The sequence below is a fragment of the Pseudomonadota bacterium genome, assembly GCA_018817425.1.
Classification (GTDB): domain Bacteria; phylum Desulfobacterota; class Desulfobacteria; order Desulfobacterales; family RPRI01; genus RPRI01.
This window is the reverse complement of sequence record JAHITX010000018.1, coordinates 14,857-40,317: the sequence shown is the minus strand read 5'-3', so window position 1 is coordinate 40,317 and position 25,461 is coordinate 14,857. Positions and strand designations below refer to the sequence as shown.

The 25,461-nt window shown below is 41.1% G+C and carries 26 protein-coding genes; 17 read left to right on the top strand and 9 right to left on the bottom strand.

All coding sequences use genetic code 11. The features are described from left to right. The first annotated feature begins 153 nt into the window (after positions 1-153). The 11 genes from KKC46_04360 to KKC46_04310 all read left to right on the top strand — a co-directional run bounded on the left by KKC46_04360 (position 154) and on the right by KKC46_04310 (position 7,848). Positions 154-444 carry a plasmid pRiA4b ORF-3 family protein gene (locus KKC46_04360; GenBank protein ID MBU1053048.1) on the top strand — a complete coding sequence of 97 codons (291 nt, stop codon included), beginning with the start codon at positions 154-156 and terminating at the stop codon, positions 442-444. 37 nt (positions 445-481) lie between these two features. Continuing rightward, positions 482-1,399: a zinc dependent phospholipase C family protein gene (locus tag KKC46_04355; GenBank protein ID MBU1053047.1), complete on the top strand. Its 918-nt coding sequence runs from the start codon at positions 482-484 to the stop codon at positions 1,397-1,399. A gap of 1 nt (position 1,400) precedes the next feature. Beyond that, positions 1,401-1,802 (top strand): hypothetical protein, encoded by a 402-nt coding sequence (locus tag KKC46_04350; protein ID MBU1053046.1) that lies wholly within the window; start codon positions 1,401-1,403, stop codon positions 1,800-1,802. Positions 1,803-2,110: 308 nt separating this feature from the next. Next, on the top strand, positions 2,111-2,803 hold the full coding sequence (locus KKC46_04345; protein MBU1053045.1) for a hypothetical protein: 693 nt from the start codon (positions 2,111-2,113) through the stop codon (positions 2,801-2,803). Positions 2,804-2,889: 86 nt separating this feature from the next. Continuing rightward, positions 2,890-3,177, top strand: a complete 288-nt coding sequence (locus KKC46_04340) for a hypothetical protein (protein ID MBU1053044.1) — start codon at positions 2,890-2,892, stop codon at positions 3,175-3,177. Positions 3,178-3,454: 277 nt separating this feature from the next. Further along, positions 3,455-3,931, top strand: coding sequence for a hypothetical protein (locus tag KKC46_04335; GenBank protein ID MBU1053043.1), 477 nt, complete (start codon positions 3,455-3,457; stop codon positions 3,929-3,931). An 89-nt stretch (positions 3,932-4,020) separates the two neighbouring features. Beyond that, positions 4,021-5,181, top strand: coding sequence for an ATP-binding protein (locus KKC46_04330; protein MBU1053042.1), 1,161 nt, complete (start codon positions 4,021-4,023; stop codon positions 5,179-5,181). Between the two features lie 34 nt (positions 5,182-5,215). Continuing rightward, a complete protein-coding gene (gene lspA, locus KKC46_04325; GenBank protein MBU1053041.1) occupies positions 5,216-5,710 on the top strand; it encodes a signal peptidase II in 495 nt (164 codons plus the stop codon). A 65-nt stretch (positions 5,711-5,775) separates the two neighbouring features. Next, entirely contained in the window at positions 5,776-6,024 is a 249-nt protein-coding gene (locus KKC46_04320; protein ID MBU1053040.1) for a hypothetical protein, read from the top strand. Between the two features lie 231 nt (positions 6,025-6,255). Next, entirely contained in the window at positions 6,256-6,972 is a 717-nt protein-coding gene (locus tag KKC46_04315; protein ID MBU1053039.1) for a transglutaminase family protein, read from the top strand. Positions 6,973-7,014: 42 nt separating this feature from the next. Then, positions 7,015-7,848 (top strand): helix-turn-helix domain-containing protein, encoded by an 834-nt coding sequence (locus KKC46_04310; GenBank protein ID MBU1053038.1) that lies wholly within the window; start codon positions 7,015-7,017, stop codon positions 7,846-7,848. Between the two features lie 90 nt (positions 7,849-7,938). Here the strand turns inward: KKC46_04310 and KKC46_04305 are convergent, their stop codons facing one another. Next, a complete protein-coding gene (locus KKC46_04305) occupies positions 7,939-8,799 on the bottom strand; it encodes a 3-hydroxyacyl-CoA dehydrogenase family protein (protein MBU1053037.1) in 861 nt (286 codons plus the stop codon). A 227-nt stretch (positions 8,800-9,026) separates the two neighbouring features. Here KKC46_04305 and KKC46_04300 point away from each other — a divergent pair, with 227 nt between their 5' ends. From KKC46_04300 to KKC46_04280, 5 genes are all read left to right on the top strand, one after another. Then, positions 9,027-9,542, top strand: a complete 516-nt coding sequence (locus KKC46_04300; GenBank protein MBU1053036.1) for a cob(I)yrinic acid a,c-diamide adenosyltransferase — start codon at positions 9,027-9,029, stop codon at positions 9,540-9,542. A 76-nt stretch (positions 9,543-9,618) separates the two neighbouring features. Further along, the gene (locus tag KKC46_04295) at positions 9,619-10,206 is read left to right on the top strand and encodes a methylated-DNA--[protein]-cysteine S-methyltransferase (protein ID MBU1053035.1); all 588 of its coding nucleotides are present in this window, start codon (positions 9,619-9,621) and stop codon (positions 10,204-10,206) included. An 18-nt stretch (positions 10,207-10,224) separates the two neighbouring features. Further along, positions 10,225-10,995, top strand: a complete 771-nt coding sequence (locus tag KKC46_04290; GenBank protein MBU1053034.1) for a SagB/ThcOx family dehydrogenase — start codon at positions 10,225-10,227, stop codon at positions 10,993-10,995. Positions 10,996-11,377: 382 nt separating this feature from the next. Then, a complete protein-coding gene (locus tag KKC46_04285; GenBank protein ID MBU1053033.1) occupies positions 11,378-11,932 on the top strand; it encodes a YbhB/YbcL family Raf kinase inhibitor-like protein in 555 nt (184 codons plus the stop codon). 141 nt (positions 11,933-12,073) lie between these two features. Then, complete coding sequence (locus KKC46_04280; protein MBU1053032.1) at positions 12,074-12,496, top strand: hypothetical protein; 423 nt, start codon at positions 12,074-12,076, stop codon at positions 12,494-12,496. 146 nt (positions 12,497-12,642) lie between these two features. Here the strand turns inward: KKC46_04280 and KKC46_04275 are convergent, their stop codons facing one another. The 7 genes from KKC46_04275 to KKC46_04245 form a co-directional block, all read right to left on the bottom strand. Beyond that, complete coding sequence (locus KKC46_04275) at positions 12,643-15,081, bottom strand: hydrogenase iron-sulfur subunit (protein ID MBU1053031.1); 2,439 nt, start codon at positions 15,079-15,081, stop codon at positions 12,643-12,645. A gap of 65 nt (positions 15,082-15,146) precedes the next feature. Continuing rightward, positions 15,147-16,724 (bottom strand): hydrogenase iron-sulfur subunit, encoded by a 1,578-nt coding sequence (locus tag KKC46_04270; GenBank protein ID MBU1053030.1) that lies wholly within the window; start codon positions 16,722-16,724, stop codon positions 15,147-15,149. 20 nt (positions 16,725-16,744) lie between these two features. Beyond that, complete coding sequence (locus tag KKC46_04265) at positions 16,745-20,125, bottom strand: FAD-dependent oxidoreductase (protein MBU1053029.1); 3,381 nt, start codon at positions 20,123-20,125, stop codon at positions 16,745-16,747. Next, positions 20,122-20,727 carry a 2-oxoacid:acceptor oxidoreductase family protein gene (locus tag KKC46_04260; GenBank protein MBU1053028.1) on the bottom strand — a complete coding sequence of 202 codons (606 nt, stop codon included), beginning with the start codon at positions 20,725-20,727 and terminating at the stop codon, positions 20,122-20,124. The genes KKC46_04265 and KKC46_04260 overlap by 4 nt, the downstream gene beginning before the upstream one ends. 40 nt (positions 20,728-20,767) lie before the next feature. Continuing rightward, positions 20,768-21,604 carry a 2-oxoacid:ferredoxin oxidoreductase subunit beta gene (locus KKC46_04255; protein ID MBU1053027.1) on the bottom strand — a complete coding sequence of 279 codons (837 nt, stop codon included), beginning with the start codon at positions 21,602-21,604 and terminating at the stop codon, positions 20,768-20,770. A gap of 2 nt (positions 21,605-21,606) precedes the next feature. Continuing rightward, positions 21,607-22,755, bottom strand: a complete 1,149-nt coding sequence (locus KKC46_04250) for a 2-oxoacid:acceptor oxidoreductase subunit alpha (GenBank protein MBU1053026.1) — start codon at positions 22,753-22,755, stop codon at positions 21,607-21,609. Positions 22,756-22,792: 37 nt separating this feature from the next. Continuing rightward, complete coding sequence (locus KKC46_04245) at positions 22,793-23,059, bottom strand: ferredoxin family protein (protein MBU1053025.1); 267 nt, start codon at positions 23,057-23,059, stop codon at positions 22,793-22,795. Between the two features lie 369 nt (positions 23,060-23,428). Here KKC46_04245 and KKC46_04240 point away from each other — a divergent pair, with 369 nt between their 5' ends. Continuing rightward, positions 23,429-24,637, top strand: coding sequence for an MFS transporter (locus KKC46_04240; GenBank protein ID MBU1053024.1), 1,209 nt, complete (start codon positions 23,429-23,431; stop codon positions 24,635-24,637). Between the two features lie 43 nt (positions 24,638-24,680). Here the strand turns inward: KKC46_04240 and KKC46_04235 are convergent, their stop codons facing one another. After that, a complete protein-coding gene (locus KKC46_04235) occupies positions 24,681-25,436 on the bottom strand; it encodes an RluA family pseudouridine synthase (protein MBU1053023.1) in 756 nt (251 codons plus the stop codon). Between the last annotated feature and the right edge of the window lie 25 nt (positions 25,437-25,461).

Below are 25,461 nucleotides of genomic sequence, written 5' to 3'. Positions count from 1 at the left end.
GGCGGCATCAAAGTCTTGACAAGAAAACACCGGATATGGTTTATTGGGCGACATTTCCCAAGAGAGAGACAGCAGCTTGAATAAGCAGCTTACCCACTTAAAAAACAATTTTTGCTGTTCATACAATCCCGACCACCGCTCGATACAAAGAATATGGGAAGCATATATGATGCTCCGGAAATAACTCATCCGCAGAATGTTGAGGATATAATGGGTTTCGGGAAACAGAGGAAATCTGCAGCAAAGACCCGAATTGGCGATATTGGGTTGAGTGAAAATGATGTCTTTCACTACCTCTTCGATTTTGGGGATGATTGGTGGCATCGAATTCGAGTTCAAAATATTGATGAAACGAATTCGAAGAAAAAACATCTTAAGCTGATTAAGTCGGTTGGTGAATCTCCGCTACAATACCCGGACTATGATGAAGAAGATGAAGAATAAATGCTATTCGTTTAGAAAATAAGAAGAAGAGGTTAATATGGCTGGCGCATATACTCATATGGCGATTGTGGCAAGTGCTATCAAGTCATTTGCCGTTGATCAAAAATTCGGGAAAATACTTCGCGAAAATAAAAATTTTCTAACATTAGGCAGCGTGAGCCCGGATATACCTTACCTGGCGCATCTTGCTATGGGAGGTTTTGCCTGGGCTGATATAATGCACTATCATAAGACAAACGGAATTGTAAAAAATGCTCTTCATTCATTGAGTGCAGCAAAGACAAAAGGGAAAATATGGAATTATCAAATGGCCTGGCTATTGGGTTTTGTCGGTCATCTTGTAGCAGATGCCACAATTCATCCTATTGTCGAAAGTATTGTCGGGCCATATACTGATAAAGATACACGGAACAATCATAGGCAATGTGAAATGATTCAGGATGTGATGATCTTAAAAGAAGTTATGAATCTTGAATTGTATGCTGCCGAATATTCAGATGTTTTAAAAGTATGTATCAAGCATCCCTCATTTGATAAAGTGGCTTTTTTTTGGGCTGCACATGCAGAAGTTAATTGTCCAATGGCAGGAAGTTTTCCTGTAAAAAAAATTATTGATTCTTATGTAAAAGAAATAGACACAGCCGAAGGTGGAAATGCGATCGCAAAAGCTTTCCGGCATTTCGGATTGGATTATATTTATCGCACTTACAGTGATATCACAAAGAATTCGCCTGAACTAGTAAAAAAATATTATACAAGCGTTCAACTGCCAAATGGACAGACAGGCTCATTTCGTGAACAAGGATTTGATCATGCTGTAAAAAATCTGGTAACCGTCTGGTCAAAAATAGAGCGGTCACTTTTTTCAACAGAAAATATCGCCAATATTATTCCAAACTGGAATCTTGACACCGGTATTGATCAGGATACCGAAATAAGAACATACTGGAGTTGAAATGAAAAGATATCCAAAAATCATAATATTTATTTTATTGAGCCTCTTCATATGTTCATGCAGCAGTATACAATTAAATTATGACGAAAAGTATCAGCCCTTAGGGACTGCTGTTCTTACAGCCAATGATTTTCTTATGGTTAAGTACTACAAAGATCGACCTGAATTCGTACAGGAAAAGGAGTATAAAGACCTTTTAAAGGAAAGCTATAAGCCGATGTATGATAGGCTGCTTCCTCATTCGGTAGAGATTAAAAATACTGCTAACAGTTTTATAGTCAGCGTATCTGATGGCAAGAAATTAATCTTAACCGATTGGCTATGTACGGAAGGGCGTATAGATTGTTGGAGTTATAATGGCGAATGTAATCCTGAAACAGTAAATGTCGAATGCGATAGATAAAAAAAATTATTCTAACGAAGACATAAATCTTCTCCGTTTCCAACTTTTCTTCTTTATAGCCGATAGTACAAATTGTTTCGGGAATTTTTCAAAGGATTGTGGCAAACCCGGTCATAACGAAAACTGGAGCAGGCATCAACGGAATTGAACAGTTTCCTTCTAAGAACATTAATTGAGTATTGATTAATTTTGATAATATAATTATATCAAGTATATTTATCATTATAACTTAATTTTGATATTGACATGTTGGGGATTTAACGGAATTGAACAGAAACTGTTCAATAACTTGTTATCAGTAAAAAATTATGAAATTCAAGAAACATACATGCGATAAAATGGTTGAGCTTTTCAAAAAGAAACCATTCCAAGGGCAAGTTCCCGAAAAAGCATCAATTGTATTTTTAAGCTCAGACGCTAATTATTCACCGGAAATTTCAAATCATCCATTTTTTGAATACGTATGTGAATATCAAAAAGATGGTGTTGCTTTTTGGAAAAATTATGGGTGTCATCACCCTTTTATGTTGTCATGCTATCCAAAAGGGAAAGATTTTAATAAAAATAAAAATGGCGTTCCATTTCATCGCAATTTCAGCAAACTCGGACTTGAGCCAAAGAGGTACGCCGAACATATTTCATTCTTAGAACTTCTCGACATTCCAACCGAAGGTAACAAATCTGAAGATATAGAGCAATTTTTCCGGATGGTTTCCTTGAAGCATCAGCATTACATAGACAAATTAATCAAGGATGGTGGCCATAAGAAGCTAATCTTTGTCTCAAAGGGTGTCTTGAAAGATATTGTCAGAATTAGAAAGACATACCCATGTAATGATTTATTTGACTGGGCAGATTTTGCTGTTGGGTCAAAGAACCAATTTACGAAAATGATCAATGGGAACAAAATAAAAGAAATTTACCATTTTTCATCTTCTAAAATACATAGCCAATTGCCCGAAATTAAATCAGTAGTGGATCAATGGCTCGGATACAACTGATAACAAAGGCAATACAGCCAGCCGATCGCTACGCTCCTGCTGATTTTATCGTTAGAAGGTCCCTTCGGGCTAAAAAGGAGAAAAATGTGAAAGAAAAAATTGATTTCGGAGACGTAGGCATCAAAATAGGTGATTTGGTTATTTTTTCAGAAACTGGGGATCAATTTTATATTGGTTCTGGGAAAGGAGTGCTTGGTAATGGGGGTGGTTTACTATCATATGCAGATGAAAGTTATACTGGCCTACATTCAATTCGGTTAATTACAAAAAGATATCTCGGTGGGAAATTCGATGATAATATTGATGAATATGAATTGTTTACTTATGAAGGCAAAACTCTTCGTCAGATATACAATGATAAAATTCAAATATAAAGTAAAATCAAGTCGTACGCAAATGAAATAACTTCAATAAATTCCATTGTTAAGTGCTTTTTATGGAGACTATAATGATAATACACGATGAATTAGAAAAATTGTATTTTAGCAAATATCAAATGATTGATAGTATAAATGAGAAGATAAAGAGTTGCAGCTTGCATGCTGAAGGACCTTTTTATGATTGATTGCACTATTTGTAATTATATAAATTCAGATAAGAAGATAATTTTTATTGGTCAAAAAAATAACGGTTGTGTGCGGGGGAGAACCAATGAAACTAGAAGAAGCATTTAAACAAGTTGAAAAATTTTACCAAGCTATCAAATCAATTCATTCTGAGCTAACCTATGAAAAATTGAAAACATGTGAAACCCCATTTAAAAAATGGTTCAGGAAGGAGGTCCCTGCCCCTGGATACTCAAAAAAAAGTGGAGTATACATATTTTCAAATATCGAGGAAGAAATTTTATATATCGGAAAGGCGGCATCTGATAATTTCGGTGCTGAAATTTATGGAAAGTTTGGTACTGCATCCGAAGTAGAAAATGAAAACGGACCACGTTTTGATAATAGCCCCATGGCAGAATGGGCTCCTGAAGAATACAAAGGAATATTCAAGGCAGGAGACATTTATATTTCAGCATTGAATATTATGCCAAAGGATTTTTCTTCACTGTTTGAGGTCTATCTTCATGTATGGTGTTCAGAGAATGGCGGCTTACCACCAATTAACAAACGAATAGGCTAAATGCACACAAAAAAAATCAACGTTACCGGCGAAAAAGCAATTTGTAAAAGCAATTGACAATTTGCATAAAATTCTGTTGGTCTGTTGCCATGATCTATCGAAATGTAAAAGAAAAAATTGACAACCTGCTGGGTGGATTTCCCGTTGTTACCCTGACAGGTCCAGGTCAGTCGGGCAAGGCGACCCTTGCCAGGGCGGTTTTTGAAAATCATCCATATGCGTCCCTGGAAGAGCCGGATCTGCGGCAGGCCGCCAATGAAGACCCCCGTTCTTTTCTCGCACGGTTTCCCGATGGCGCAGTTCTGGATGAAGTGCAGCGGTGTCCGGAAATCTTGTCCTATCTTCAAACCCTGGTGGATAAGGATCGCCGAATGGGTTTGTTTATATTGACGGGGTCACAGCAGTTCGGTCTGATGTCCGGCATTACGCAATCTCTTGCAGGACGAACTGCTTTTGTGGAATTACTCCCCTTTTCCGTGCCGGAACTGGCCCTTGCGAAAAAGTTACCGAATGACATTGATGCCATGATGTTAACCGGCTGCTATCCACCGATCTATGATCGCGGATTGGCACCCGCAGCCTGGTACAGCGCTTATGTAACAGCCTATGTGGAACGGGATGTCAGGCAAATGCTCAAAATTCAGGATCTGGAAACGTTCCAGCGTTTTGTCAGGCTATGTGCGGGCAGGACGGGACAGTTGCTGAATCTGTCTTCCCTGGCAACTGAATGCGGTATCACCCACAATACTGCAAAATCATGGATATCTGTTCTGGAAGCCAGTTATTTAATCTTTCTTCTGCGCTCCCATCACGTCAGTTTTAACAAGCGAATGGTAAAGATGCCCAAACTGTATTTCTATGATGTGGGCCTGGTATCCTGGCTTCTGGGAATCCGGACAACCGAGCAAATGATAACCCATCCTTTGCGGGGCAGTATTTTTGAGACATTTATCATTTCGGAGCTGATCAAATCAAAATTAAACCAAGGTGAAAAGCCGGTTTTTTCATTCTGGCGGGACAGCAATGGCAACGAGGTTGATCTCCTTGTTGAGCAGGGAACCCGGCTGATCCCGGTTGAGATCAAGTCGGGTCGTACCCTCACACATGAAGCCTTTGCCGGACTTCATAAATGGTGCGCCCTTGCCGGAGAAAAAGCTGGCGCACCCGCGTTGATTTTCGCCGGAGATGAATCCTATAAGCACAAAGGAATACAAGTACTGGGGTGGAGGTGCGGGCATTTACCTGAATGAAAAGGCATTAGCGCTTTGGAGCAAGATACATTTTATGAGCATAGTAAAACGAGCCATTTTGATTATAGTAGTATTAGTTTCCTGTGTCGGTTGTGATCAAGTTACAAAATCAATAGCCGTGTCAGTTCTGCCAGTAGATAAACCATTGTCATATCTATGTGACACTGTAAGGTTGCAACTCGTTTATAATCGTGGTGCATTCCTGAGCATGGGTTCCTCTTTGCCGGAGGCTTGGCGGGTGGGTATTTTCACAATTGGTGTTAGTTGTTTATTGCTCATTGTGTTGATTTATGTTTTTTTATCTAAACAGCAGCATTCATCCTTGTTATTAGGTGGTGCACTTCTTTTAGCAGGTGGAGTTGGCAACCTGTTCGACCGTGTGACTCGTGGCGGTTTGGTAGTAGATTTCTTAAATGTTGGGATAGGTCCAGTTCGCACAGGCATTTTTAATATTGCTGATATTGCTATCACGGTTGGGGGTCTCATTTTTTTCTGGGTGATATTACGCCAGAAACAAAAGGGGTGCTAACCCCAAATACATCGGATGTTGCGGCTGAAGAGAGCGATTAACCTGAAATCGAGAAAGGAGAAAATATGAAAAAAAATCCTCATTTGCAATCAGTAATTTTAGAGGTTGTGGATAATCAGCTTAAAGCTAATGAACCGCCTGAGACACGGCAAACTTTTGATCGTTTGGTATCCGAAGGGTATTTAGAAGAAGATGCAAAGAAACTTATTGGAAGTGTTGTTGCTTCAGAGATTTTTGATGTCCTCAAAAAGCAGAAACCGTTTAACCGGGAAAGGTTTGTGAAGGCTCTAAATAAGCTCCCAAAGCTTCCTTAAAATTGATGTGTTTTTATCCAATATGTGTTGCTGATACCTCAGATTTAACGGGTAGAGTTATAGATAAATATATTAAAATTTCTATAAGAAATACTTGAAATACGTGTTTGTCGCATTTTTCCAATACAACCGTTATACATTCCTCTATATTGCCGGTGTTGTATGTTAAATTATAACATAAGATAGTTTTTCATAAACCAGCCTATGCAATTAAACCAAGGAGGTGAAGCCATGTTGTTGGAAAATACAGAAAATATCAACAAAACTGAAATTTTGCAAAGAAATGAAATCCTAAATGATAATCTTGCCGAAACGACCTATTGTGATTATTCGCACCCGGCCATTGCAGAGCTTTCAAATAAATTCCTTCGTGATTCAACCGATATACATGATCTAATCGAAAAAGTTTTTCTTTTTGTCAGAGACACAATTATTTTTGGAGGAGACCACTGGCAGGTTAAGGCATCTGAAACTCTTTTAAAAGGATACGGTGCTTGCTATAATAAAAATCTTTTGATGATATCCTTGTTAAGGGCTGCAAAAGTTCGATCAAAGCTTATGGGAAATCCGCTTCGGAATTCTTTTACAAAGCCATCCGTGGGGCCGTTATATGTTTTCTTTTCAGATCCGTTTTACCATTGCTTTTCTAATGTACTGATAGATGGTAACTGGGTATCCATAGATCCGACACTGGATCGTATGACTTATGAGACATTTTTTAAACCGGCAGGAGTAACGTGGCAAATCGATTGGGATAGAACAAATGATATGCTTTTGTATTCGGAATCGGTTGCCGGAAAGCCCCGGGAATACAATAATATTGATGAAGCATTAAACAAAAATCTTGATTCATATTTCTTGTTCAAACACGAGCCCAAATTCATTTGCTCAATCTGGTTAAATATGGGAAATAAGACTATGTGGAAAAATACCCAAAAATCTTCATGATCGCAGCCAAATATTTTTAAAAAAAGGGAAAAGAAAAGCAGTATGTATTTTGATATTTTTAAACCTCATAAAGCCCTTGATACATTCATCCGCTATTATTGGTTGCTAAGGGTTCCATGTGGTTCATCCCAGGATGTTTCCCAATCGGATGCTTCCCAACAATTTTTGACTGAAGGAATAGAACTTTCTTTCAACCTGGGAGATCCGATCGAGATTGCTATGGGAGATTCAATAGGGAAAACAGTTGAAAGCGTTTCGATTTCCGGGCCGTTGACAAAGCCTATGAAGATGCGGGCAAATGGCCGGATTGAAATCTTCGGAGTGTGCTTTCGTCCCGGTGGCGCATACCCGTTTTTCCCTTATCCCGCCCATGAACTAACCAATTGCCTTGCAGATACACAAGAATTGTGGGGCACAAAAGGCGCAAGTTTGGTGGAATGTTTTTTCAATACATGCCTGACATCGAAAGATCGGGTTGAATATCTTGATCGCTTTTTTTTGCATCAGCTAAAGCAAAACAACCGGAAAGATGATAGTGTTTCTGCGGCTATTCTAGCAATTGAATTGTACAAAGGATTTATAACTATAGATTACCTTGCAAAAACAGTCGGTGTCAGCTGCCGCCACCTGGAGCGAAAGTTTAAAGAAAGAGTCGGTCTGTCTCCAAAGCAGTTGTGCCGGAATCTTAGATTTAAAAATGCCCTTTCAAGAAAAATTCAAAACCCTGAAGGCTCCTGGCTGGAAACAGCGCTGGATTCCGGTTATTATGATCAGGCACATATGATTATGGATTTTAAACATTTCACTGGATTGAGCCCATCAGCCTATTTTAAAAACCCAACCACAGTAGACCCCTTTTTTACTGCTAATTTTTAGTATCAACATAAGAAGAAGTGAAATTGTAGTATAAGAAATATCACAATAGAAATACTGGCTCCTCTTTCATTAATAAAGAATGCAAGCTGCCTAGTACTTATATATCCCTTTCCCGCTGCTCTTACCTGTTCTTCCCGCCTTTTCATAATTTTTTATCCAGACCGGCGGTTTAAAGCGGGAACCCAGTTCTTGCGACATATGTTCACATACCTCTATTATTAAAGGGATAGCATCCAGATTATCAATTAACTCAAAAGGCCCATTGGGATGGCCCAGTCCAAGTTTTAAGCCGGTATCAATATCGCATGGTGTGCCAACTCCTTCTTCTACAATTCTGCATGCCTCTACAAACAGTGCGTTAAGCAGCCTGTTTACAATAAAACCCGGGCTGTCTTTTGAAATAATTGCTGTTTTATTCAAAAGTCCGGCAAGCTCTTTGATCTTCTCTACAGTATCATCTGATGTCTCGACACCCCTTACTATTTCAACCAGTTTCATTGCAGGAACGGGGTTGAAAAAATGCATCCCGGCAACAGAACCTGGTCTTTTTGTTGCTGATGCAATAGCTGATATTGAAAGTGAAGATGTATTTGTAAGCAATAATGCTTCTTTGGAAATGACACAGTTATCAATTTGTTTAAAAAGATTTTTCTTAAGATCAATATCTTCAAACACAGCTTCTATTACTACATCGGCATTTGAAAGATCATCAAAGTTTGTGCTTTGGTTTATTCTTCCCAGAATAAGTTCTTTTTGATCCTTTTCAAATTTGCCTTTGCCGATCAAATGATCCAGGTTATTTTGTATTTTGTCCAAACCGGCTTTTAGATTGTTTTCCGATATATCAATAGCTGTAACCTTAAAATCTTTTTGTGCAAATGCCTGAACAATACTCATGCCCACTTTGCCTGCACCCAGGATGTACAAATTGATATCTTTTGTGATTTTCAAACGTTTGCTCCTTTAATTATTAATTTATGTTAAATCCGGTATAAATGCTCAGCATTTTTGGTAAGACCCGATATCAACGGATGATGAAAATAGTTACATCTGTCAATATTTATGATATATTAAATCAATCATCGAAATAATATGCCATGAAACAGCCGGAAAACAAAGTGGATTTTATATGATGGTTGTTTGCCGGGTCAAATATAATTAAAAAATGAGGCATCAATATGAAGGGATATGTTCAGGTATATACCGGAGACGGCAAGGGAAAAACTACAGCAGCCATTGGTTTGGCGCTTCGGGCGGCCGGTGCGGGCCTAAAGGTATATATCGCTCAATTTGTAAAAGGAATGGAATATAGCGAATTGAGTTCGCTGAAAACTATTTCCGATAATATAGTGTTAAAGCAGTATGGACGTGATTGTTTTATCAACCAAGCGCCCGATAAAGAAGATATAAGGCTTGCCCGTGAAGGGCTGAAGGAAGCTCGTGATATCATGACAGGCGGCATTTATAACCTGATTATACTTGATGAAGCCAATATTGCTACCTATTTCAAGCTTTTTTCCGTTGATGATCTTTTGAAATTTATTCATGAAAAACCTGCTGATGTTGAGCTTGTAATCACAGGAAGGAAAGCCGATCCGCGTATTATAGCCGAAGCTGATCTGGTAACGGAGATGGTTGAAATCAAGCATTACTATCAGCATGGAATTCAGGCAAGAAAAGGTATTGAGAGCTAGAATGAACTAATATTATATTTGCTTGGTTTATGAAATATAAAACGGTCATATTTAATCAACGTGAGGAGGTATCCCAATGAAGCTGTCAGCATATAGTATTTTTGATACATCGCTTGGCCCGTGCGGAATTTCCTGGGTTGAAGATGATGATCCTTCAAGTATTCCTGCTGTTACTTGCCTTCATCTTCCTGAAGCAACAAGAAAGTTGACGGAATGCAAAATAGTTGAAAAATCCTGTGCGCGCAAATCAAGTTTGCCTCCTCTTACAATTACCAAAGTTATCAGAAAAGTGTGCAGGCATCTTGATGGTGAATTGCAGGATTTTCGGGACGTTGTCGTTGAATTTCCAATAGCAAGTTCCTTTGCGCAAAAGGTATTTGGAGCTACCAGAAAAATTCCGGCAGGAAAAACGGCAACATATGGCGAACTTGCAAAGGCCTTAAGATGTCCTGCTGCCTCCCGTGCCGTAGGACAGGCACTTGGTCGAAATCCAATCATACTTATTATTCCCTGTCATAGGGTTCTGGCTGCGGGCGGAAAGCTTGGAGGATTCTCAGCTTACGGAGGACTTGATACTAAATCAAAGTTGCTTTCAATAGAAGGGGCATCTTTTAAACCGCATAAACCACCCAGAAGCGGATGGAAATGTGTAATCAAAAGCTGATTTGATGGATATATTCATATGAATTCAATAGAACAGTATAGATATTTTTTGAAAGATACTATAAGAAAGTCTATTAATTTCAGAAATACGGATCAGAGTCAGGGAATACCTGCCCCGCCTGTGGAAAAGCCTTTTAATACCGAATCTGTTCGCATTCCATTAAAAGCTTTTGACCAATGGCCGGAGAAGATAAAAAAGAAAGAACTGGTTTCTGCGATATCTGCCAGGAAAAGCAGGCGAAATTATTCTTCTGAAGAATTGAGTATTGAAGAGCTGTCTTTTTTGCTTTGGGCTACACAGGGGATAAGAAAATCCGATGGCTCGAATCCTTCATTTCGTACAGTACCTTCTGCCGGAGCACGCCATAGTTTCGAGACGTATCTTTTTATAATGAATATTGAAGGTGTGAAAAAAGGACTTTATCGTTATCTTCCTGTTGAAAACGAGCTTTTGTTTCTTGACGGAATAGAAGATATGGAACAACAACTCACCCATGCCTGCTTCGGGCAAAATTATGTAGCAAGGGGGGCTGTTACATTTGTATGGACTACCATACCATACCGAATGGAGTGGAGATACTACCTGGCGGCTCACAGGGTTATTTTGTTGGATGCCGGCCATGTTTGCCAGAATCTTTATCTTGCCTGTGAAGCCATAAATGCAGGAACCTGTGCCATAGGAGCTTATGATCAGGAAGAATTGGATAGCCTTTTAGGTGTTGACGGAACGGATGAATTTGCCATATATCTTGCACCTGTTGGAAAAATTAAATCAAGTACTATAGGCTGACAGAGCAGGCGTATTCGGAATTTATCTAAAACAACACAGATAAACCAAGAGGAGTAAATAGTGAATTATGGAGGAGTAATTCCTTCAAATTCCCCCTTAGAAAAGGGGGATATAAGGGGGTTGTAATAACAAGTTTGTGTAAGGTGCAATTGAAAGTTCTATCAATAAACTTCAGAACATAACGAGCCCCTGGCCCCCTTTATTAAGGGGGAATTTTTAAATGGGGGCTCTTTTCTTTATGGTAGAATTTGTGTTGATTAACTTGATAAAATTGGATTGGTCATATTATTCCCCAATACGGTTACCCTGTATCGGCAGAATCTGGTAGCACTTTAGGGTTCAAGGGAATAAGTAAATGACAGAACTGGAAAGGACTAAGAAAATGGTAAGAAAACTGATTTTGACATTTATGTTTACTGTCATGATTGCAAGTATTTCTTTTGCTCAGGATTTTATGTTAAGCAGCCCTCAGCTTGAGTCCGGTAAAAATCTTGCTATAGAACAGGTGCTTTTAGGTTTTGGTTGTACCGGAAAAAATATTTCACCTGTATTAAACTGGAAAGGCGCTCCGGCTGATACAAAAAGTTTTGCAGTAACAGTATATGATCCTGATGCCCCTACAGGAAGCGGTTGGTGGCACTGGGTTATTTTTAATATACCTGCGACAGTTGATAATCTTAAGGAAAACGCCGGAGATCCGGCATCAAACTTGGTTCCTGCCGGTAGCATACAAAGTATTACAGACTACGGCAAGCCAGGATATGGAGGTGCATGCCCTCCTGCAGGCGATAAACCGCATAGATATTATTTTACCGTATTTGCGGTAGATATTGAAAAACTGCCGCTTGATGCCAATGCTTCAGGAGCAATGGTAGGCTTTTATTTAAACCAGCATGCCCTGGCAAAAGCGACGCTGACTGTTTATTATTCAAGATAAAAAGAAGAAAGGGTTCAAGGATTCGAGGGGAATGCTGAAAGCTCTGATAAAATCATTGGAAAATAAACACTTGAACCCTTGAATCCTCGAATCCCCGAACCCTTAGAATAACACTATGAAAGGTTATACATGTCGTTTTATATGATAAAATTGAAAGGATGGGCTGCCGTTGTCAGGGATACCATCATGTTTATAGTAATAGCTATTATAGGTTTTTTGGCTGTGCCTGTTGTTTTTGGCCCCGAGCCCTCAAGATATGTGATTGACGCCTGGAGCATTTTTGTGGGAACCATTGCATTTTGTATTTCAGCATGTATGATAAAAGATAACAGGTGGAAGCATATTAATAAAGTTGCAATTGCTATTTGCATAATAAATGCTGTTAATGTCGCTATTACAATGTTGGTGCCTTTCAGAGATGATCTTAAACTGACAGGTTTAATTATATTTAATATACTGATAGGTGTGGCGGGTGTTTATATAATGATGGCTTTGGGTGGCGGCCTTTCTTTTGTTTTTGTGAAAATTGACGGCAAAGACCAGAAAAATATAAAAAATAATTAGATTCTTCTTTCAGGTAGATAGACGGGTTCAAGGTTCGAATGTTCACAGTTCACGGTTAAGGAGCTAAGAAAGGCTTAATGCAACCAACCATGAGCTTTGAACCGTGAACCCTGAACCGTGAACCTAATAACCATTAGTAGTTACTGTTAATCATCCTTGTTTTTATTCTTCAATATTTCTATGGTTTTTTCAATTTCTTCCTGAGAAACACTGCGTCTTAGTGTTTCCATTTTTTTCATAATATCGGCAAAGCGAATGCCTTCTGCAGCGCTGATCCATTCAAGCTGAAGGCGTTCTTTTCTTATGCCGATTTTTTCCATTTTTTTGTGGACTTTTTCAACCCGTTTAACTGTCCAGTGATTAGCGTCTATATAGTGACAGTCTCCTATATGGCATCCGCTTACCAATATAATAGGCGCTCCTTGTTCAAATCCCCTCCATATAAATTTCTCATCAACTCTTCCCGAACACATTGTGCGAATAAGTCGGCTGTTAGGCGGATACTGAAGGCGCGAAACGCCTGCGTAGTCCGCACCTGCATAAGAACACCAGTTGCAGGCGAAAGTAAGAATTTTTTCTTGGGGTTTTAGATCAAGCATTACATCGATTTGGCTTGTAATCTGCTCATCGGTAAAATGGTTCATAATGATTGCCCCGAAAGTACATTCGGCCGCGCATGTGCCGCACCCGGCGCAGGCTGCTGAATTTACAACCGCCGGGGTCTTTTTCTTTATATCGACAGTAATGGCATTATAAGGGCATACTTGTGCGCATTTCCCGCAGGCTTTACAATGTTCTTCTATTATCTCAGATGTTATTGGTTCCGTGGTTATGGTGCCTTTATGCATAAGTCGTATTGCCCGTGCTGCAGCGGCAGAAGCCTGGGTTACGGATTCCTTTATGTCTTTAGGCGATTCGGCGCATCCAGCATAAAAAACTCCGCGTGTGGCGGCATCTACCGGCAAAAGCTTGGGATGCGCTTCCAGGAAAAAACCATCGGGTGATAACTGAAGACCGAGCATTTCCTGAATTTTCTGAGTGCTTCTGGCGGGCTGTATGCCCACTGCCAGTACAAGCATATCCAGATCATGAAATTCCAGTTTTCCGCTTGCCGTGTTTTCAACTGCAACATGTAAGCCGCCATCGGGGCGTTCTTCAACAGTGCCTGGCAGACCTCTTAGGTACTGAACACCAAGCCTTCGGCTTCTTATATATAAATCTTCAAATCCTTTCCCGAAAGCGCGTATATCAATGTAAAATACTTTTATATCAATATCAGGATAATGTTCTTTAATTGCCAGTGTGCTTTTAATAGTATTCATGCAGCAGATATTTGAACAATAGCTGCTTCCTTTTCGTGCGGAACGTGATCCAACACACTGAATGAATCCTATGGATTTCGGGAGTTTTTTGTTTTTGGGGCTTATAAGCTCTCCCTTGGCAGGGCCGCCTGCATTTATTATGCGTTCAAGCTCAAGACTGGTGACTACGTTTTCAAACCGTGTGTATCCGTATTCGTCAAGTTCCGTGGGATCATAGGGCTCAAGCCCTGTAGCGACAATAATGGAGCCTACACTTTCGGTAAGTTCCTCATCTGACATATGAAAATTGATGCATTTCTTTTCGCATGCATCAACACATTTGGAACAAACCGCAGGATTATGGCCCAGGCATTCATTTACATTAATTGCATACGCTGAAGGAACTGCCTGTGGAAAAGGAGAATAGATAGCTTTTCGTGAAGACAAGCCCATATTGAATTCATCCGGGCGCACTACCGGGCAGACTTTTACGCAATCTCCGCAGGCTGTGCATTCTTTTTCATCTACATAGCGGGCGCGTTTTAAGATTTTTACATCAAAGTTTCCGACATAGCCTTTAACATCGACAACTTCACTCATAGTAAGAAGTTTTATGCGTGGATGCCGACCGGCATCCGTCATCTTGGGACCGAGGATTCAGATGGAACAGTCCATTGTGGGAAACGTCTTGTCAAGTTGAGCCATTGTGCCGCCGATAGACGGCTTTTTTTCAACAAGCACAACATCGTATCCATTATCAGCCAGATCAAGCGCTGCCTGAATACCGGCGATGCCTCCTCCTATAATCAGGGTGCGCTTTGTAAGAGGCAATGTTTCTTCATACAAAGGAAAAAGTCCGCGGACACGGGAAACCGACATTTTGACAAGGTCTATGGCCTTGTTTGTAGCTGCATCAGGTTCTTTCATATGAACCCAGCTGCATTGTTCGCGGAGATTGGCCATTTCCAGAAGAAAGGGGTTCAGCCCGGCATCATGCATCATCTGGCGAAACGTAGGCTCATGGAGTCTTGGTGAGCAAGAGCCGATAACAATACGGTCAAGGCCATGTTCGATGATGTCTTTTTTAATTTCATGCTGGCCCGGTTCCGAGCATGCATAGCCCAGATCTTTTGATAAAATAACATTATCAAGCTCTGAAGCAACTTGAGCTACCTCTTCGCAGTTAACTGTCTGTGCGATATTTAAACCGCAGTGGCAGATATAAACTCCAATACGCGCCGAAGGTTTTTGGGCCAATGATTCTGAAAGAGTTTGTGCTTTCATCTTAAATCCTTATGTTTAAATCGAATTACTTCAATACTTCATATAAGCATCCGGCAGTATAAACATTACTTCCAGTAAATAGTTTTGGCAATAATGTTGGTCAGATCCATGGCCTCCATGCTCAGTTCATCACCGCAAAAAGGGTCTTGCATTGCACATTTGAGGTGAATCTGGCATTTAGGACATGATGTTATAAGCAGGTTGCTGCCGGTTGCCCTGGCCTGCCTCAACCTTTTTACCTGAAGAGCTTTACTGTGCGAATCACAGCCTGTCCAGCCGGTATTGCCGCAGCATATGGCGGCAGTTCCCGTTTCATGCATTTCAGTGAAGCTATCTGGCTTAAGACGTTGTAAAAGTTTTCTGGGAAGATCCGCATGATCTGCAAACCTGCTTAAACGGCATGAATCCTGAAATGTTATTTTTTTGCCTGTTTCCTTGAAATCAACGGCTCCTTTGCTGATTTCCGTTTCAAGAAAATCATACATGTGCGTTACTTTGAAAGGTATATCAATTCCATTTTTGGGATAGTCGTAAGATAAAGTGCGATAGCATTCAGGGCAGCTTGTTATTACTTGTTCAATGCCAAGATTATTAATAGCGTCAACATTTAACTTGCCGAGGGATTTGAAATTATCTATATCTCCTGTCCATAAAAGATCATGGCCGCAGCATCTCTCGTTTGGTAACACTGAAGGTACTATATCAAAGAAATTCAAAAGACGAATGCTATCCATATTGATATTTAAGACATTGACGCCAAGACTGTTTTTGAAAAACTTATCAAAATAAGGTGCACAACCGCCAAAAAAAAGAGTAGTACTTTTGGGGTCTATCCGGATATCTTCCGGAAGATTTTCCCATCTTTTGGTATTTACTGCCGGTGAAGTCATTGTGCGCATCAAAGATTGAAAAAAACCGCCGTGTGATTCATGTCCCTTTATATCTTTATGTTTTAAAAATATGCGAAGGTCTTTAATAAAATCAGGGAAATTGACTGCCGATGGGCATCTGTCGTAACAAAGGCCGCAAGTAAGACATGACCAGACCCCTTCCCGTACGGATTCGGATTCGATATTTCCTGCAATGATTGAGCTCGCAATAGCACGCGGAGAAAAAGGTTTTCCCGATAATGTAAGCGGGCAGGAGGATGTGCATTTCCCGCAATCCTGACAGGCGTAAATATCATGAGCTGAAATAATTTCGGCAAGGGAGGCATGATCCGTTTTGAAATCTTCTTTATCGGAAGTTACCGGGCTGGGGCCTATAGCTTTGATTTCTTCACAGAAATTTTTAAGAAATTGCAGCAATTCCTCAGGTTCGTCAGGTAAAAATGTATTTAACTGAAGACGTTGTTTATTCAAACCTATAAGCTCAAGGATTTGTCTTGTATCTTCCGTGTTTCGTAAGGCTATGTCCGTTCCACTTCCGTACCTGCAGGAACCTGGGCTGCATCCTATCAGCAATACGCCGTCTGCTCCCATTTCAAAAGGTTTAAACAGCAGTGATTTGCTGATTCTTCCGATGCATGGAATCCTGACCATTTTAATTTCCGCCGGGATATCCGCCCTTTTATCCTGTAGATCCTGAAATGCCACATGAGGACCCCAGTTACATAAAAAAAGTATTATTTTAAAGTTATCCATTTTATTATCAGTCCAATATTTTACGCCAATAACTCTTTAAGCGCCTGTTCCAAAAAAGTCTCATTACGGTACGGACTGTCTGCTGCTGAAGACGGGCATACCGATATGCAGCTTCCGCAGCCTTTACACAATGCTTCATCCACGGTAGCATGCCATCCGTTATTATCGCTTACATTAAGTCTGATTGCCTGGTATGGGCAGACATTCATACAGTTTCCGCAACCCCTGCAAATCTCTTGATCTATTTCTATTGTATAACCCTTGTTTTGCCTGGGACCTCTTGGCATTACTGCCGCCGCCTGGATGGCTGCTGCATAGCCTTTTTTACGCTTTGAAACATTAATGCCAGGTGTTTCCGCAAGAAACAGACCCGGAATGGCTGTTGCGCCGGGGTAAAGAAAGGGGATTCCCAAAATGTCTTTTTTCTGTCTTCCCGATTTTATGCTGATTCCGGCAAGTCCTTTCTGTTGAATATACTGAATCTTCTTTCGTGATTTTTCTCCGAGTATTACTGCGCCTGCATGTATAGTCTGCTCAAAATCCTGTGTTTGTATTGTAAGCTGAAATTCGCCGATTGTGCCGCTTAAGCCTTTAAGCGTTGCTCCCTGAAAGATATGAATATTTGGATGAACCGGCGGGTGCCCGAATGATCCGAATAAAAAGACATCGAATCCTGTTTGCGCAAGTGTCATAGCACTAGTTAAAGCTGACTCTGAATCTCCTATGACGGCGGTTGACATATTGTAATTTCTTGCAAGGGCCGGAAGCGCTTTTAGTTGTTTTGCACGGTCTATGGAACGGTTTATAAGCCCTATGAATTTATTACTAGCTGCTTTGGGATGATCCTTTACGAGGCGAAGTACTTCTCCTCTTAAGTTACAGGTTTCAACCATTGAACGGCTTACTCCTGTTGCTGCAAACAGGGCTTCCTTTAGTCTGCTTTTCTGGTCGGTACATGCGCTGCAAATAAAATTTAAAGGGCAGCAAACGCATGAAGCAAGGACAACACGTGTAATGCCGAGGTCACGTATGGTTTTAAGAATATGGGAAGAGCCGTCAGGAATACATGCCGAATTTATTGTTTCGGCATGAACTATATCCGATTGAGATTTCAAACTTTTGATATGCGAGTCCATATCATCGAGCCACCCCATGGAATTATTGCATTTGCATGCAAAAACACCTATGCGGATAACAGGAGAAAGTCCCTGGTCCGGCGTAAGAAAAGATATACCATGTCCTCTTGGAGTACGTGAGCTCTTGCCAAGAAGTACCATTGCCTGAGCAGCTGAAGCATATCCGCGTACAATCATGTCATACACATCCTGCTTTGCTACTTTGGGACCGTATGCGCGTATTACGTCATCGCCTTTTACCTGAGCGTGTATATCCGGATCTGCGATTATAACTACTCCGGTGTGCTCAATAATTTCTTCGTGTGCCTGCGAATGGTTTATAGCACCTATTGCACTGCAAACACTTTGACATTGGAGGCATTCCGAACATATTCCGCATTGGAGACATCTTTGAGTTTCATAAGAAATCTGTGATTCATCTAAACCAAGGGCAACTTCCGTAAATGATTTTATACGTTCAGCAGGCTGCTGTTCAGGCATGGCGGATCGTGCACAAAAGGCTAATGATTTTGGTATGTCATCAAAATCCCTGTCATCAGGCCTTTGCAAAGCAGGGGGTGTGCTTTCCGACACAACGGAGGATTTGCAAATATCCTGATGAACCGCCTGTGCTGCCTGCCTGCCGTTTGCCATTGCAGAAACAACCGAGCTGGGGCCGGAAATGGTGTCCCCTGCCGCGTAAACCCCGGAAAGACTTGTTCTGAAAGCGTAATCCGTTTCTAAGGTACCATTTGATTTAGCCGTAAGCTCAAGGTCGTTTCCGGTATTTTTATATGCTCCTTTTTGGCCTATTGCTACAAAGACTTTATCGAATTTTAATTCAAAAGGGGTGCTGTCTTTTATTCTTACAGGCCAGGCTATGTTGTTTCCATTCGGCTCTCCTGGTTCTGTGGGTACGCATAAAAGCTTATCCAGTGTGCCGTTTTGGCCCAAAAACTCAATAGTCTGAGTGCTGTCTTTTATTATAATGCCCTCATCTATAGCTGCTTTTACTTCATCGGGATCAGCAGGGATGAGTTCTTTTGCAAACCATGACAGGATTGTAACATCAGGATTATTTCTTTTCAGAGTTCTGGCAAGATCGAATGCCGCATTACCATCGCCGATAACGGCTATTTTCCCGTTAATTTTTTGATCTTCATTTCTATAAAAATTTACAAGAAAAGACAGGCAACCTTCAATTCCTTCAAACTCCTCGCCAGGTATGCCAAGCCTTCTGTCTGACCATGCTCCGGTAGTAATAATAATTGATTGAAAATCGTTTTTCATCTTATCAATATCGGAATCCATATTAATAAGATGATTTGTTGTAAAATTTACTCCCAGATTTTCGATATATTCAATTTCTTTATCGAGTATATCTCTTGGCAGTCGGTGAGCGCCTATGCCGTAACGAAGAAGACCTCCCGCCATTTTTTCTTTCTCAAACACAGTAACCGGATAACCCATACGTGCAAGCTCGGCTGCAGCCGCAAGACCTGCGGGACCCGAGCCTATCACAGCAATTTTATCAGTCTTTTTTTCTGCATTTTCCGTAACTGTTTCTGCATATTTCGGGGTTTGGTAATCTGCGACAAACCGCTTTATATCCCTTATGGCAACAGGTCCGTCCAGTTCACCTCTGCGGCATGCGGCTTCGCACGGATGAGTGCATATGCGGCCGCAGACAGCCGGAAGAACATTATCTCTTCTTATCAGTTCAAGTGCTTCATTAAATTTTCCGGCTTTTGTAAGTGCGATATATCCCTGGACATTTACTCCAAGAGGGCAGTTATCCTGACATAGTGGCCTTTTTCGTTTATCAATTACCGGCATGCCGGGAAGGCTGTGGCGGCTGTTGATATGAACCGCTTTTTTTTTGCTTTGTTTTTCCTGTGCGTTATCAGCAGGGATTTCAACAGGACATACTTCTACACATTGCCCGCATAGTGTGCATTTGTCAGGATCTATAAAGGTGCGATGCCTTTCAAGGCGTACCATAAAACCCTGGGGGCTGTGTTTTATAAATTTAATGTCGGCAGGTAAAATACATTGAATATTCGGATTTCTGAAAATTCTTACAAGTCCGGGACGATGTGCATAATTTAAGGGTACACCGGAATTTAAGCGCCATTTTTCATTGTTTAGTTTGTTATCTATATCTGATTCCGAATCTACCAGAGTTACAGGAATGCCAAGTTCGCCGAGTTTGTTTGCTGCTGTAATTCCGGCAGGAGTGGCTCCTATAATCATAACCCGGTGAAGACGGTCTTTAGCGCGTTTCATGCAATTGCTCCTATTTTACCAGCGGCCTTTTTCTCACGGCCCTTGAGAAGGGCGAGGCCGAAATCATAACCTTTTTTGAATGCTTTAATGTTTGCTTCTTCCGTTCCTTTGGGAACCGATTCGGCAACAGTATCTTCGGCTGCTTTAAGAGATATTTTCCGGGTAATAGCTGTGAAAAAACCGGTCATAATGATATTTGCCATCATTTTCCGGCCAAGTTCTTCAGCCATTCTTGTGGCCGGTATTGGAAAAGGGTCATTATTTGTTTTTTCCGGATGCACAAGATCTTCGTCAACCAAAAGGAGAGTACTGTCTTTCATGTTGTCGATATATTTTTCATATCCCGATTGAGACATGCAGACAAGAATATCCGGTTGTCTTATATAAGGATAATGAATGGAACGATCGGAGATAACAACCTGCGCACTGCATGCTCCTCCTCTGGATTCAGGCCCATAAGACTGTACCAGTGTGCTTTCTTTGCCATCGCCGAGGGCGGCCGCCTTACCGATGATACGACCGGCAAGTATGATGCCCTGGCCGCCGAATCCCGTTATGATAACTTCCGTGGTTGTAGCATTAATTTGTTTTGTATCAGCCATGAAATTCACTCGTTTAATTTGAGATTTCAAATTTGAAATTTTATATTAGCCTGCATGTATTATCATAATTTTCGATACAGGTAGCTTTATCGATATCAACGAATTTACCTAAAATAATCCCTTTATCAAAATCAATATCCGTATCGGCAGGATTGGAATTATTCTTGATGATGCCTTTCTTATATAGCTTTAAAGTATCAAGAGACTTTTCCTTGTTGCGCCGGCCGTAATTTACCGGGCACGGAGATAAAACTTCTATAAACGAGAACCCCTTTTTGTTGAGGGCTTCAATTATGGAATTTGTCAGATCCCTTGTATGGAGTATTGTCCATCTGGCTATATATGTGGCTCCTGATGCATATGCCAGAAGAGGCAGATTAAAGGGTGCTTCGGGGTTTCCTACCGTTGTTGTCGATGTTTTGGCATGAAACGGGGTTGTTGCAGCTACCTGGCCACCCGTCATTCCGTAATTTAAATTATTCACACAAATAACGGTTATATCCATATTTCGTCTGGCGGCATGAATAAAATGGTTTCCACCTATAGCAAAAAGATCACCATCGCCAGAAAATACGATTACATTAAGTTTAGGATTGGCAAGTTTCATTCCGGTTGCAAACGGGATGGCTCTTCCATGTGTAGTATGATATGAATCAAGCTTAACATAACCCGCAGCTCTTCCCGAACAACCGATTCCGGATACCATTACAACATTGTCAAGTTCAAGCCCGCTTCCTTTTATAGCTGTAAGGGTTGAAGAAAATGCAGTTCCGGTACCACAGCCCGAACACCAAATATGAGGAATGCGATCGGTTCGTAATAGATCGTCTAACGGATGTACCGGTGATTTTGAAGTTTTCCTGGATGTTTCAGGCATAATTAAAATGCCTCCTTTAATACCTTTATTACTTCATCCGGCGATATGACAGAGCCGCCGGGGTGGCCGACCAAATAACTCGGCACTTTATATCCTGCGCATCGCTGGACTTCGTAATGTATTTGGCCAAGGTTGAGTTCCACAGTTACAAAACCTTTTACCTGATTGGCAAGTTGCCGCACCTGGTCTTCCGGAAACGGCCATACGGTAATAAGCCGCAACAATCCTACCTTGATTCCCATTTTTCGTGCTTCGTCTACTGCAGCAAGGCTGGTACGTGTTGACACGCCATATGATACAATCGCAATATCCGCATCATCTAACCTATATCTTTCAGTCATAATTATTTTATCAAGGTTATTGCGGATCTTGTTCATAAGATGATCCATCATTATTGCCTGTGCTTCTACAGTCATGACAGGGTAACCTTTTTCATCATGGGTAAGTCCTGTGAAATGTACCTTATACCCGTCTCCTGCCGCAGGCATTGGAGCAATTCCATACGGTGGAGCAGGTTTGAAAGGCTTGAAGTTATCTTTCCTGCCTTTCGGAGTAGCTCTGGATACTATATGAATATCTTTAGCATCGGGTATGATTACTTTTTCACTCATGTGACCCACGATTTCATCTGTCATTATAAGTACAGGCAATCTGAATGTTTCGCTCAGATTAAAGGCTGTGATTGTTTGGTAAAAAATGTCCTGGGGAGAAGATGGGGCAAGAGCAATGATTTCATAATCTCCATGCGATCCCCATTTTGCCTGCATCATGTCCGCCTGCGCCCCCATTGTAGGAAGTCCGGTAGAAGGACCGGCGCGTTGCACGTTAACCACTACACAAGGTGTTTCTGTTACAATTCCAAGGCCTATGTTTTCCATCATCAGGCTGAATCCGGGGCCCGATGTTGCAGTCATGCTTTTAACTCCTGCACATGAAGCTCCAAGAATGGATGCCATAGCGGCAATTTCGTCTTCCATCTGAATGAAAGTTCCACCAACCTCAGGAAGCCTTTCGGATATACGTTCGGCAACTTCAGTAGCAGGTGTAATAGGATAACCGCCGAAAAATCTGCAACCGGCAGCAAGCGCTCCTTCTGCGCAGGCTTCATCGCCTGTAATATAATGTGCACCTGTAAGTACAGCTGGTTTCATTTATCCTCGTTTAATAATTTATTTGATTATTGCTTATTTATTCTGACGGTTTGGCTTCAACTGAATAGATTGCAAATTCGGGGCAGATGATTTCGCAATAATGACAATTCACACAATCGTCCGGATTTTTAGCAACAGGGGGGTGGTACCCTTTTTTATTGAATTTTGGTGAAAATTCAAGCATTTGTTTTGGACAGTATTCGATGCAATACCCGCATCCTTTGCATCTGTCATCAAGGATATATACAATACCCCTGGAAACTTCAATATCATTTGCATCAAACGGAACGCGCCAGAAATTCATAACTATTATCCAAAATTATGTTGTTCGTTAAAATAAAGTAAAGGCAATATACAGAAACAATTGAAAAGGTCAAGCTAAATAATTTGCTAAGACTAGATAAATATGAGATACCCCCTGAGTTTTTTTATGGGTATCCGGTTATGTTTTGAGGCCAACCTTATTTAATATAAATTTATACGTGCTTTTCTTGGCTATATTTATTTATACGATTATATTGAAATAGGGTATATTATGAAAAAAAAGGGGAGGGGTATTAAAAGTATTCGACTTTACTTAAAAAAATTTCAGATACACTTTGGCTTATGAACCTTAATGATCGCTTGTATTTTAAACTGTATGTCTGTTATAGATTCTACAGGAGTGGATAGGATGCAGCAGGAAATAGAATCTGACAACTCAAAGAGCAACAGTATTCCGGAGCGCTTTAAGACCAAAGCTGTTTTATTACTATCCGCTTGTCATTTTGTCCATGATGTTTACTCAGGATTTCTTTCTCCTCTGCTTCCTTTGCTCATTGAAAAATTTTCCCTTACCCTTGTACGTGCAGGGCTTCTTTCCACTGTAATGCAGCTTCCGTCACTTTTTAATCCGTTAATAGGTCTGTGGGCTGATCGAATCAGTGTACGTTGGTTTATAATATTGGCTCCGTCACTTACTGCAATTCCTATGAGTCTCATAGGTTTGGCCCCGAGTTATGGAATGCTTCTTATATTACTGTTTATCACAGGGATCAGTGTATCTTTGTTTCATGTGCCTTCTCCAACCCTGATAGCCGGAGTGTCAGGTGCTTATACCGGTAGGGGCATGAGCTTTTACATGACAGGAGGAGAACTGGCAAGAGCGGTGGGGCCCCTTGTGGCGGTTGGCGGGGTTTCACTTTTAGGCCTTGAAGGCTTATATCCCCTTATGGTTTTCGGGATAGCCTCTTCAGTGTGGTTATTTTTTACATTCAAGGATGTTCCCGCCAAACACAAAAGCGGCTCCACTCACCCGTCTTTGTGGAGTACATGGATGGAGATGCGGCATATATTATTTCCACTTATGGCGATTCTTGTAAGCCGGGGATTCATGCATGCCGTGGTGACGACGTTCCTGCCGACTTTTATTGAGCAGCAATCCGGAAATTTATGGCTGGCAGGGATATCTTTAACTCTTGTGGAAACAGCAGGTGTGGTTGGTATAATTTCAGCGGGTTCTTTAAGTGATGTATTGGGCAGACGGCGGGTGTTACTTTTTTCCCTTGTAGGGGCTCCTTTCATGCTGCTTTCTTTTGTCTGGGTTGATGGCTGGTTTCGTTTTGTGCTTCTTGTTCTTACGGGGTTTACCCTGCTTTCAACAACACCGGTGATGCTTGCGATTGTGCAGGAAAACAGCACTAACAGTCCTTCAGCCGCAAACGGCATATTTATGATGTCTTCTTTTATGGCCCGTTCGGCAATTACGGTAATTGTAGGTTTACTTGGGGATCTGATAGGACTTAAGGCAACATATACATTAAGTGCATTTTTAGGATTTGGGGCAATACCATTTATCCTGATGCTTCCGCATGGTGATAAAAAAATACAAAAGAAAATTTAATTGAAGCATTATGTCGCAAACAATATAGGTAATTCCGTTTGATTTAAATCACAGCTGCTTTCCGATCTGTTTCAAAAATGTTTTGCATTTCGGCAGGAATACAGGGTGTTTTGATAGTCTGTGGGTTTTTTTCTCCGGGCATATGTATTGTAATGGCCTGGGCATGCAGCCCGAGGCGGATAAATCCCGCGTGCTGTTTTAAGTAATTTGCAGCCCTGGTTGAACCATAACGTGTGTCACCCACCACCGGGTGGCCGGAAAGCTTTGCATGGCGACGAATCTGATGCTTGCGCCCGGTGAGAAGATCGATCTCAACCATGGTGTAATGGTGGCTGTGTTCCATAATCCTGAATCGGGTCTCGCTGGGTATTCGCTGGCCTGGCCCTTGGGGATTTTGTCGTCCACCTGCCGTTTTAGATAGAGGCCATGCCCACGATTCCCAAAGATTGTTTTGATTTGAGATATCCAACCGGCCGTGCAGAATCGCTATATATTGTTTGGCTATTTTGCGGGATTTAAACTGATCCGAAAAAAAGCGGGAAGTTTCACGGTCGGCAGCAAGAATAATAACCCCGCTGGTTTCTTTATCCAGGCGATGAATGGGAGAAAAATCAAAGTCTGTAATAAGACCCAAACGGCTACGGATTACGTCATCTTTTCGAACCCACTCTTTAGCAAGCGAGCACAGGTCTTTTCCCGATGCATTGTGAACCGTGATTCCGGTCGGTTTATCCAATGCCAGCCAACCCTTTCCTGAAGCCAGTACTGTAATTTCTGTTGATTCCCAAATCATGACCATCCAGATATCTCCTTAATAATAAACG

What these genes read in the sequence shown, in the direction of transcription:
- KKC46_04360 (MBU1053048.1), top strand. Translation starts at nt 154, where the DNA reads ATGGGAAGCATATATGATGCTCCGGAAATAACTCATCCGCAGAATGTT.
- KKC46_04355 (MBU1053047.1), top strand. Translation starts at nt 482, where the DNA reads ATGGCTGGCGCATATACTCATATGGCGATTGTGGCAAGTGCTATCAAG.
- KKC46_04350 (MBU1053046.1), top strand. Translation starts at nt 1,401, where the DNA reads ATGAAAAGATATCCAAAAATCATAATATTTATTTTATTGAGCCTCTTC.
- KKC46_04345 (MBU1053045.1), top strand. Translation starts at nt 2,111, where the DNA reads ATGAAATTCAAGAAACATACATGCGATAAAATGGTTGAGCTTTTCAAA.
- KKC46_04335 (MBU1053043.1), top strand. Translation starts at nt 3,455, where the DNA reads ATGAAACTAGAAGAAGCATTTAAACAAGTTGAAAAATTTTACCAAGCT.
- KKC46_04330 (MBU1053042.1), top strand. Translation starts at nt 4,021, where the DNA reads ATGATCTATCGAAATGTAAAAGAAAAAATTGACAACCTGCTGGGTGGA.
- lspA (MBU1053041.1), top strand. Translation starts at nt 5,216, where the DNA reads ATGAGCATAGTAAAACGAGCCATTTTGATTATAGTAGTATTAGTTTCC.
- KKC46_04320 (MBU1053040.1), top strand. Translation starts at nt 5,776, where the DNA reads ATGAAAAAAAATCCTCATTTGCAATCAGTAATTTTAGAGGTTGTGGAT.
- KKC46_04315 (MBU1053039.1), top strand. Translation starts at nt 6,256, where the DNA reads ATGTTGTTGGAAAATACAGAAAATATCAACAAAACTGAAATTTTGCAA.
- KKC46_04310 (MBU1053038.1), top strand. Translation starts at nt 7,015, where the DNA reads ATGTATTTTGATATTTTTAAACCTCATAAAGCCCTTGATACATTCATC.
- KKC46_04300 (MBU1053036.1), top strand. Translation starts at nt 9,027, where the DNA reads ATGAAGGGATATGTTCAGGTATATACCGGAGACGGCAAGGGAAAAACT.
- KKC46_04295 (MBU1053035.1), top strand. Translation starts at nt 9,619, where the DNA reads ATGAAGCTGTCAGCATATAGTATTTTTGATACATCGCTTGGCCCGTGC.
- KKC46_04290 (MBU1053034.1), top strand. Translation starts at nt 10,225, where the DNA reads ATGAATTCAATAGAACAGTATAGATATTTTTTGAAAGATACTATAAGA.
- KKC46_04285 (MBU1053033.1), top strand. Translation starts at nt 11,378, where the DNA reads ATGGTAAGAAAACTGATTTTGACATTTATGTTTACTGTCATGATTGCA.
- KKC46_04280 (MBU1053032.1), top strand. Translation starts at nt 12,074, where the DNA reads ATGATAAAATTGAAAGGATGGGCTGCCGTTGTCAGGGATACCATCATG.
- KKC46_04270 (MBU1053030.1), bottom strand. Translation starts at nt 16,724, where the DNA reads ATGGATAACTTTAAAATAATACTTTTTTTATGTAACTGGGGTCCTCAT.
- KKC46_04265 (MBU1053029.1), bottom strand. Translation starts at nt 20,125, where the DNA reads ATGAAACGCGCTAAAGACCGTCTTCACCGGGTTATGATTATAGGAGCC.
- KKC46_04260 (MBU1053028.1), bottom strand. Translation starts at nt 20,727, where the DNA reads ATGGCTGATACAAAACAAATTAATGCTACAACCACGGAAGTTATCATA.
- KKC46_04255 (MBU1053027.1), bottom strand. Translation starts at nt 21,604, where the DNA reads ATGCCTGAAACATCCAGGAAAACTTCAAAATCACCGGTACATCCGTTA.
- KKC46_04250 (MBU1053026.1), bottom strand. Translation starts at nt 22,755, where the DNA reads ATGAAACCAGCTGTACTTACAGGTGCACATTATATTACAGGCGATGAA.
- KKC46_04245 (MBU1053025.1), bottom strand. Translation starts at nt 23,059, where the DNA reads ATGAATTTCTGGCGCGTTCCGTTTGATGCAAATGATATTGAAGTTTCC.
- KKC46_04240 (MBU1053024.1), top strand. Translation starts at nt 23,429, where the DNA reads ATGCAGCAGGAAATAGAATCTGACAACTCAAAGAGCAACAGTATTCCG.
- KKC46_04235 (MBU1053023.1), bottom strand. Translation starts at nt 25,436, where the DNA reads ATGGTCATGATTTGGGAATCAACAGAAATTACAGTACTGGCTTCAGGA.